Here is a 7,546-nt window from a genome sequence, read left to right as displayed (position 1 = left end):
AAAGTACAGTTTACAAGGGACTACACAGGGTAGGTATCTGACGGGAGGGGTTCCACCCATCAGATTTTCCATGTGATGTTCAAGCTGTCGCTTGTAGCGGCAACGGTGGTAATCATCAAATCCACCACCCGCCGCTTGTCGTCAAAGGATACATTGTCCCATGTGTCGAGGTAGCCGGAAATCTGATTGACCTGTTCCGGGCTGATGGCTTCCACCGTCAACTCGGCTATCTGCTTCACAAGTTCCTGTTTGCGCCCGTCCAGTTCCGCTATCTTCACATTCACATAGGAGAGCAGAACATTGTTTGCACCCGTCAGACTGTCCACCAGCTTTTCAATCTCGCTGTCCACATGGAGAAGTTCCACTTGCAGGGCGGCAATTTTAGGGTTTGCCTTTGCCGCTTTCTTTCTGCCTGTCAGCGTCTTGTAGCTTGCCAGTTTCTTTATCATCTGCTGATAAACAACCGCTTCCAGTTCCGAAGTAATGATTTTCCCGCACCCCGGACAACTCTTGTTATCCAGCCGTTTCGTACAGCGAAGGTATTGCTTGCCGGAGGGATTGAAGATACTCATAAGGGCATACCCGCAGTTCCCGCACTTGATTTTTCCCGCCAGCCATGTATGGGTAGCTTTTCGGGCAGACTGGATTTTCATGTTGTTCATCAGCTTCTTGCGGCAGGTCAGCCAGATGTCGGAGGGAACAATGCCCTCATGGGGAGCCAGTACCAGCATTTGGTCTTTCAAGTCGTTCTTTTTGCTGGGCTTCACATCTCGCCCTTGATACAGATAGCAGCCGTTCATGCCAGTAAAATCGGCAGCGTCATTGACAATGACCGTCCCTTGACTTTTGAAAAATTCGTACACATCAAGGTCTGCCTGCACATAGACAGGATTGCGTAACATCTGCGCCAGCGTGGGGCGTATCAGCTCTTTGCCGTTGAATAAAATCCCCTGTTCGGCAAAGTACCGGGTAATGTCCCCGTAGGAGGTTGTGGGCTGAGCATACATCTCAAACATCAGCCGGATATTTGCCGCTTCGTCTGGATTTACCACCAGCTTTTTTGTATTGATACCATCCATTTTGATAGGCTCGGTGTGGAAGCCGTAAGGAGCCTTGCCGCCCATTTTGAAGCCCCGCTGACTGCGGGAATAGTATGCGTCCGTTACCCGCTTCTGTATCGTTTCCCGTTCCAACTGGGCGAACACAATACAGATATTCAACATAGCCCGCCCCATCGGGGTGGAGGTATCAAACTTTTCCGTAGAGGACACAAACTCCACATTGTACTGCTGGAACAGCTCCATCATGTTGGCAAAGTCCAGAATGGAACGGCTGATACGGTCGAGTTTGTAAACCACGACTTTTGCAATCAAGCCCCGCTTGATGTCCCGCACCAGTTCTTGAAACTTCGGACGGTCTGTGTTCTTGCCGCTGTACCCCTTGTCTGTGTATTCCTTGCAGTTACCGCCTTTCAACTCGTATTTGCAAAATTCAATCTGGCTTTCAATGGAAATGCTGTCCTTTTTGTCTACCGATTGCCTTGCATAGATTGCGTCTATTCGATTATTCATATTGTCGCTCCTTTTCTTAAAAAAGAAACGGAGCTGCTGACACCTTTATTATACCGTCAGCAGCCCCGCAAATCAACGATGGCTTTGGAAAACCTTATGCCCCGGCTTCCTCACTCTGCCGTTTGTCGGCATACTTGCGGAACACCTCATAAAGTTGCTGTTCCAGTTCCCGGCGTTTTGCCGCTTCCTGCTCCGGCGTGAACACCGGGGAGAGGTTTTCCAGCGTGATTTCCCTGCCTTGAAAAGTCACGACTTCCGTTTCCTTTTTGTATCTGATAGTGGTACTTATAAAATCACCTTTCCTTTCCATGCTGCCGCTGCTGCCGTTTCAGTTCCGCCAGTATATCCGGCGGGATACGGTCAACCAGCCGCTGTAAATTGTCCAGTTCGCTTTTCAGCTTTGCCCGTTCCATCGCATCTTTCATCTTGCCTTTTTCACTGGCTTTTGCCCTTGCTTCCAGCTTTTCATTTTCCGCTAACAGGTCATTGATTGTGACCTTGTATTTTTTCAACTGCCCGGAGAAATTCCCCATCTGTGGGAACCACTTTTTCAGCATGGAGAGGGCTTCCTCTTTTTTCTTTCCGGCATTCAGCGGGTTAATGCCGTCCAGCGTGGCTTCAATGGCTCTTGCCTGTTTGGATAGATTGACCGCCTGCTTGAACAGACGGGTGGGGATATGCTTCCTGCCTGTCTTGCTGGCACTTTCCCCACGCTCCAAGTCGGGATATTTCTCCACCATATAGGCGTGAAAATCGTCCTGCCATTTTGAGAGATTGGCTCTGTTGCCGATAATCTCCTTAGCGCACAGGCGGTTGTCCTCTGTCAGAGGGACAAAGACCAAATGCAGGTGGGGTGTTTTCTCGTCCATGTGTACCACTGCCGATACGATATTTTCCCGGCCTACCCGCCCGATTAAGAAATCAGCCGCCCTATGGAAAAATTCCTGTATCTCCTTTGGGGGCTTCTTCTTGAAAAACTCCGGGCTGGCGGTAATCAGCGTATCCACAAACCGGGTACTATCCTTACGGGTGCGGCAGCCAGCTTGTTCAATACGGTTCTGTATAAAGTGGTAGTACCTGCTCTCCGGCTTAACAATGTGGAAGTTGTATTTGCTCCGGCTGGTGTCAATGTCGGGATTGCTGGCGTACTGTTCCTTTTGCCGTTCGTGATGGGCTTCCAGCGGCCTTGCCGGGTTGCCCTTGTGTTTCTCAAACCGCAAGATTGCGTGTTGTGCCATTCTGCTCCTTTCCTCGTTCCATTCTTTTCCAGCGGGTTTTCCACAGGGAAAATCCCGCCGAAACTATCTCTGATAGGATTGGAATGGAATAGATATAAATAAAATCGTTTTAATCTCTGTATTTCTATATACCGTCCGGTTTTCGTACTTCAAGAGGATTGATTATCGTACTCTATGAGTGCGGTTTTCAGTCCTCCGGCGTTCCATAACCGGATTTCTTGAAGTCGGTGTTTGAAACCGCTTCATAGGATTTTGGATAAATGCGGTTGGGTTTTCCACAGCCCTGCTTCTGGATTTCCACCAGTCCGGCATATTGTAGCTCCCGCAGGGTATTGACCGCTTTCTGCCGCCCGCAGTGGAGCAGCTCCACTACCTCGTTAATGGGATAGTAGAGGTAAATCCGCCCGTATTCATCTGCCCAGCCGTTTTTTCGGGATAGGTCTGTCCGGCGCAGGATAAAGGCGTACAGAACCTTTGCTTCGTTGGACAGGGGTGTGAATGTGGGGGCTTCAAAAAGGAAATTGGGAAGCCGGGTAAAGCTGACCGCCTTTTCCGGCTGATGGATATAAATGGTGTTTGCCATATCGTGTTTTGTGGACGGTTAGAAGCCTGTTTCCGGGGGCAGACGGTAGTTTCTATTGCCTGCCCCTGTTCTGTGCTTGCAAAGCCTTGAAAATCAAGGACTTTTCAGCCCCTAACTGTCCACAGTAGACCTCCTTTTCCGTTCACTTTCTGTTTTCTGCCGCCTGTGAACTCTGGCGGCGCAGTCGGGGCAGTACTTTGCCCGGTTGGATTTAGGGACGAACACACCGCCGCAGACCGCACAGCGTTTCAAGTCCTTATCCCGGAAAATCTCCGCTTCCAGCGTCTTGTCCAGCGGCAAAACCGCCCAGCGGAACCACTTACAGCAGACCGAGAAAGAAACCGTCTGCGGACAGGTGCAGGTGTCCCCATCGTCAAGGAACATACAGTTCCCGTCCTCATAACAGCAGCACTCCCGGCGGATCAGGGCGTTTGCCTGTTTCCGCTGCGCTGGGGTCATGCGGTAAAGGGAACCGTCCGGCCTGCGTTCCAGCGGTGGCAAGTCTTTATAGGGGTTATCTCTCATGCGTTCCCTCCATTTTTCGCTTTTGCCGTTCGCCCCGAAAAGGCTTCCTGCCCCATTCCTGCGGCGTGTTCCGGCGTTGGCACGCTCCCCGCAGCTTCTGGACACTTGTCCCGAAGTGACCTCTGGACAAAGTGTCCAGAAGTCCGTCTCCTTGCGGTGCTTCCCCGGCCGGGGTATTTCTTTTCGGACGGTCATTCGGTTTTCAAGGTGCTGTCCATCGATGAACTACCCTAAGTCTACACCTAAATGACCGTTCGTCCCGTATATCCAAGAGGTAGGAAATCCGCCAAAAAAACTGCCTATTTCCACGCTCTCGGAATTGTGGTAGAATGAAAAAGAGAAATGTAGCAGGAGGTGGAAATGAAATGTATAACCTAAATTGGTCAAGAAGTGACCTCACCCGGCAAAAGCTGGGGACGTTCTGTGAATACTACGCAAAAATGTCATTAGCCTCTTATGGAGTGAGCATTTATACTTCCGAGGTTGATGACCATGGAATAGATTTTATTGCAGAAAGCAAGAGAGGATTTTTGAAGTTTCAAGTTAAAGCCATTCGCAAAGGAACAGGCTATGTTTTTATGCGGGAGGAATATTTTGATATTTCAGACCAATCACTTTACTTGTTCTTGCTTTTGCTAAATGATGGCGAACACCCCATAGAATATTTAATTCCTGCGACCACATGGGATAACGACAGTAGTAATACTTTTGTTTACCATTCATACGAGGGTAAAAAGTCGAAACCAGAATATGGCCTAAATATTTCTGCCAAGAACATTCCGCAGCTCGAAAGATTTAAGTTAGAAAATATGATAACGGCAATATAATGAGGAACAAAATATGGCTTTAACCATTCAAGAGCGCCTAAAAGACCTGCGTGTAGAGCGTGGGCTGACGCTGGAACAGCTTGCGGAGCAGACCCACCTCTCCAAGTCTGCGCTGGGCAGTTATGAAGCGGAGGATTTTAAGGACATCAGCCACTATGCCCTTATCAAGCTGGCGAAGTTTTACAGCGTGACCGCCGATTACCTGCTGGGGCTGTCCGAAACAAAAAATCACCCAAACGCCGATCTTGCAGACCTGCGTGTGAGTGATGATATGATTGAACTGTTGAAAAGCGGGCTGGTGGATAATTTCCTCTTGTGTGAACTGGCGGTACACCCGGATTTCCCCCGGCTCATGGCTGACCTTGAAATCTATGTGAACGGAACGGCAGTCAAGCAGGTACAGAGCGCAAATGCCATTGTGGATATTATGAGCGCAACCATTATGAAGCAGCACAATCCCGGCTTGTCCGACCCGCAGCTAAGGCAGCTTATCGCCGCCCATATTGACGATGACAGCTTTTGCCGCTATGTAATACAGCAGGACATAAACGGCATAGCCCTTGACCTGCGGGAAGCCCATAAGGACGATTTTTTCAGCGTCCCGGAGGACAATCCTCTGGAAGATTTTTTGCAAGCCGCAGAAGCAGCGTCCACTCCGGGCAGCGACCCGGAACAGGCGGCGATGGCGTTTATCTGTAAACGGCTCAAGCTGAACTATGGGAAGCTGTCGGAGGAAGAAAGAAAGTGGCTGAAAAGGATTGCGCAGAAGTCGGACTTGCTGAAAAACCCAAAACCGCAGCGGGGGAGAAAGTAAAGGGATAAATCGGGATTTGGCAAAGGCGTGTATATGAAAAAGTAACTTCCAGTTTGCAAGAGAAAGGTATGGTGAGCGAATGAGAATATTATACGAACTTTCATGGTTATGGGAGACGCTGGTTATTGCGCTTGCGGTTGCGGCTGTTTGCGTGGTTTGCGCCATGCTAATCTGTAAGGCAGTAAAGAAGAACCTCAGCAAAAAAACGGCGGCAGTTATCGGCGCAGCAGCGTTTGCGGGCGCTGTTTTGGCAGTCATTGTGATTGCCCGGACTCCGATGCCGCTTTGATTAAACGGGATGCTTGATTGCCTGTGCATAAGTACAACTTCAAGTTTATCGGGGAAATAGCAAAGCCCTAAAACGGCTTCCCGCCCATTTCAATTTTGAGAGAAAAATCCGTCTGTTTTTTCGTGAGTGTGTCCACAAGTTCGGGACATTTTGTCCCGAAGTCCGGCGTGGGACGAGGAACGGGGGCTTTCATATACGCCCTGTCTGCTGATAAAACCAGTCCTGCGTTTGCGGCTCCACGCCACGCAATCACAGCCCTGCTTTCCTGCCGCTTCAAATGCCCTTGCCCTCTCCGGCGGCAACGGCATTTTCACGGCAACGCCGACAGAGCGTATAACACACTACACTTTGCGAGCAAAGTCGTGTGCCAAGGGGCAAGCCCCTTTGGAAACCCCTGACAACAAAACAGGCTGAATATCCCGCACTTTCCCGGTGCTTGATACTCAGCCTTTATTTGTTGTCAGCAGCCCCCGTTTCGTGGTCTGCGTGTAGTTCCTTGTAAACTGACCTAAAGCGCATGTCAAATATCTTGAATACCACCTCTATCTCCTTGCGAAAGAGGCCAATAAATATGAAATCCTGAATACCAATACGCCGACGGAATCGTCCATATCGGAGATGGATCGCGCGGAAATGGATGAGTTTATTGACAATATGCGGCTGATCCTAAGCGTTTTGGGGCATAAGGTTCTGGAGCCTTCGCGCGGCACTTCACATGGAAAGGGCACCGCTGTGTTTTATTTGCACGAGCGCACCGGGGCCAATGCCAGCGGAAAGATGAGTTCGGATGGCTTTGTCGTATTGAAAGGGTCAAAGATTGCCGAAGCTGTACAGCCATCCCTTTCTCCGTCAACCGTCAATCGGCGCAGGATGCTGGTCGAAAAGGGGATCATTGACGAACAGAACGTCTTTACACAGGACTGGGCGTTCAGCAGCCCAACCTTGGCGGCCACTGTTGTTGTGGGATATAACATCAATGGCAGAGTTGCCTGGAAAACGAAAAAAGGCATCCCGCTCAAGGAAATGGAAGCGGAATTGTAGCCGTATAAAACCGGATACGGCGGACGGGCGCCGGCCCATCCGGACAAAACTTGGAGGGAAGTGAAGTTATGTACACCTGCGCGGAATGCGCCGTCCATGCCTGCAATGAAGAAAATCGGGACAATCTGCCTAAGAATTGTCCGATGCGCAGGGAGGACGGGTTCTTTGCCGAGACTTTCAGGGAATATGAAAAGCCGGAGCAGCATGAATTTTATATCAAAGCGTCCGAGATCGAAGCGATCGGTTATGGCCAGTGGACTCGGATGCAGGAGATTATGGAATTCTGCCGCAATATGGGTTATCAGAAACTTGGGCTGGCGTTCTGCCGCGGGCTTCGGTGGGAGGCGAAAGTGATCAGCCGGGTTTTGCGGCAAAATGGATTTACGGTCGTATCGGTCATCTGCAAAACCGGTGGAATCCCGAAGGAACAGGCCGGAATTGTACAGAAACTGGGGGAGGGATTCGAGCCGATGTGCAACCCGATTGCGCAGGCGGCGCTTCTCAATGAGCAAAAGACCCAGCTCAACATCGTGGTAGGACTGTGTGTTGGGCATGACTCGCTCTTTTATAAATATTCGGATGCAATGGTCACCACCCTGATCACCAAAGACCGGGTGCTGGCGCATAACCCGGCTGGCGCGGTTTACTGCGCGGAGGG

At 50.3% G+C, this 7,546-nt stretch carries 10 protein-coding genes; 5 read left to right on the top strand and 5 right to left on the bottom strand.

The window, feature by feature from the left end; genetic code table 11:
• Positions 1-59: 59 nt before the first annotated feature.
• The 5 genes from DWV16_RS14275 to DWV16_RS14250 all read right to left on the bottom strand — a co-directional run bounded on the left by DWV16_RS14275 (position 60) and on the right by DWV16_RS14250 (position 3,917).
• Positions 60-1,571, bottom strand: a complete 1,512-nt coding sequence (locus DWV16_RS14275; RefSeq protein WP_006772914.1) for a recombinase family protein — start codon at positions 1,569-1,571, stop codon at positions 60-62.
• Between the two features lie 94 nt (positions 1,572-1,665).
• Complete coding sequence (locus DWV16_RS14270) at positions 1,666-1,881, bottom strand: hypothetical protein (protein WP_006772915.1); 216 nt, start codon at positions 1,879-1,881, stop codon at positions 1,666-1,668.
• Complete coding sequence (gene mobV, locus DWV16_RS14265; RefSeq protein ID WP_006772916.1) at positions 1,865-2,809, bottom strand: MobV family relaxase; 945 nt, start codon at positions 2,807-2,809, stop codon at positions 1,865-1,867. Before mobV ends, DWV16_RS14270 begins: the two co-directional genes overlap by 17 nt.
• 187 nt (positions 2,810-2,996) lie before the next feature.
• On the bottom strand, positions 2,997-3,392 hold the full coding sequence (locus DWV16_RS14255) for a replication initiator protein A (protein WP_006772917.1): 396 nt from the start codon (positions 3,390-3,392) through the stop codon (positions 2,997-2,999).
• A gap of 111 nt (positions 3,393-3,503) precedes the next feature.
• Positions 3,504-3,917, bottom strand: coding sequence for a cysteine-rich VLP domain-containing protein (locus tag DWV16_RS14250; protein WP_009256047.1), 414 nt, complete (start codon positions 3,915-3,917; stop codon positions 3,504-3,506).
• 329 nt (positions 3,918-4,246) lie between these two features.
• Between DWV16_RS14250 and DWV16_RS14240 the strand changes: the two genes are divergently transcribed.
• The 5 genes from DWV16_RS14240 to DWV16_RS14215 form a co-directional block, all read left to right on the top strand.
• Positions 4,247-4,744: a hypothetical protein gene (locus DWV16_RS14240; RefSeq protein ID WP_006772919.1), complete on the top strand. Its 498-nt coding sequence runs from the start codon at positions 4,247-4,249 to the stop codon at positions 4,742-4,744.
• 13 nt (positions 4,745-4,757) lie between these two features.
• Positions 4,758-5,558, top strand: a complete 801-nt coding sequence (locus DWV16_RS14235; RefSeq protein WP_006772920.1) for a helix-turn-helix domain-containing protein — start codon at positions 4,758-4,760, stop codon at positions 5,556-5,558.
• A gap of 79 nt (positions 5,559-5,637) precedes the next feature.
• Positions 5,638-5,847 carry a hypothetical protein gene (locus DWV16_RS14230; RefSeq protein ID WP_003503778.1) on the top strand — a complete coding sequence of 70 codons (210 nt, stop codon included), beginning with the start codon at positions 5,638-5,640 and terminating at the stop codon, positions 5,845-5,847.
• A gap of 633 nt (positions 5,848-6,480) precedes the next feature.
• Complete coding sequence (locus tag DWV16_RS14220) at positions 6,481-6,888, top strand: DUF4357 domain-containing protein (RefSeq protein WP_158572907.1); 408 nt, start codon at positions 6,481-6,483, stop codon at positions 6,886-6,888.
• Between the two features lie 68 nt (positions 6,889-6,956).
• Positions 6,957-7,546: DUF1847 domain-containing protein (locus DWV16_RS14215; protein WP_118479878.1), on the top strand; the 590-nt coding region annotated here is incomplete at its 3' end.

The organism is Anaerotruncus sp. AF02-27, from assembly GCF_003465835.1.
Classification (GTDB): Bacteria; Bacillota; Clostridia; order Oscillospirales; family Ruminococcaceae; genus Anaerotruncus; species Anaerotruncus rubiinfantis.
Note: the sequence above shows the minus strand (reverse complement) of the source record. Positions and strands in the feature narration are given on the sequence as shown.

What these genes read in the sequence shown, in the direction of transcription:
- DWV16_RS14275 (WP_006772914.1), bottom strand. Translation starts at nt 1,571, where the DNA reads ATGAATAATCGAATAGACGCAATCTATGCAAGGCAATCGGTAGACAAA.
- DWV16_RS14270 (WP_006772915.1), bottom strand. Translation starts at nt 1,881, where the DNA reads ATGGAAAGGAAAGGTGATTTTATAAGTACCACTATCAGATACAAAAAG.
- mobV (WP_006772916.1), bottom strand. Translation starts at nt 2,809, where the DNA reads ATGGCACAACACGCAATCTTGCGGTTTGAGAAACACAAGGGCAACCCG.
- DWV16_RS14255 (WP_006772917.1), bottom strand. Translation starts at nt 3,392, where the DNA reads ATGGCAAACACCATTTATATCCATCAGCCGGAAAAGGCGGTCAGCTTT.
- DWV16_RS14250 (WP_009256047.1), bottom strand. Translation starts at nt 3,917, where the DNA reads ATGAGAGATAACCCCTATAAAGACTTGCCACCGCTGGAACGCAGGCCG.
- DWV16_RS14240 (WP_006772919.1), top strand. Translation starts at nt 4,247, where the DNA reads ATGAAAAAGAGAAATGTAGCAGGAGGTGGAAATGAAATGTATAACCTA.
- DWV16_RS14235 (WP_006772920.1), top strand. Translation starts at nt 4,758, where the DNA reads ATGGCTTTAACCATTCAAGAGCGCCTAAAAGACCTGCGTGTAGAGCGT.
- DWV16_RS14230 (WP_003503778.1), top strand. Translation starts at nt 5,638, where the DNA reads ATGAGAATATTATACGAACTTTCATGGTTATGGGAGACGCTGGTTATT.
- DWV16_RS14220 (WP_158572907.1), top strand. Translation starts at nt 6,481, where the DNA reads ATGGATGAGTTTATTGACAATATGCGGCTGATCCTAAGCGTTTTGGGG.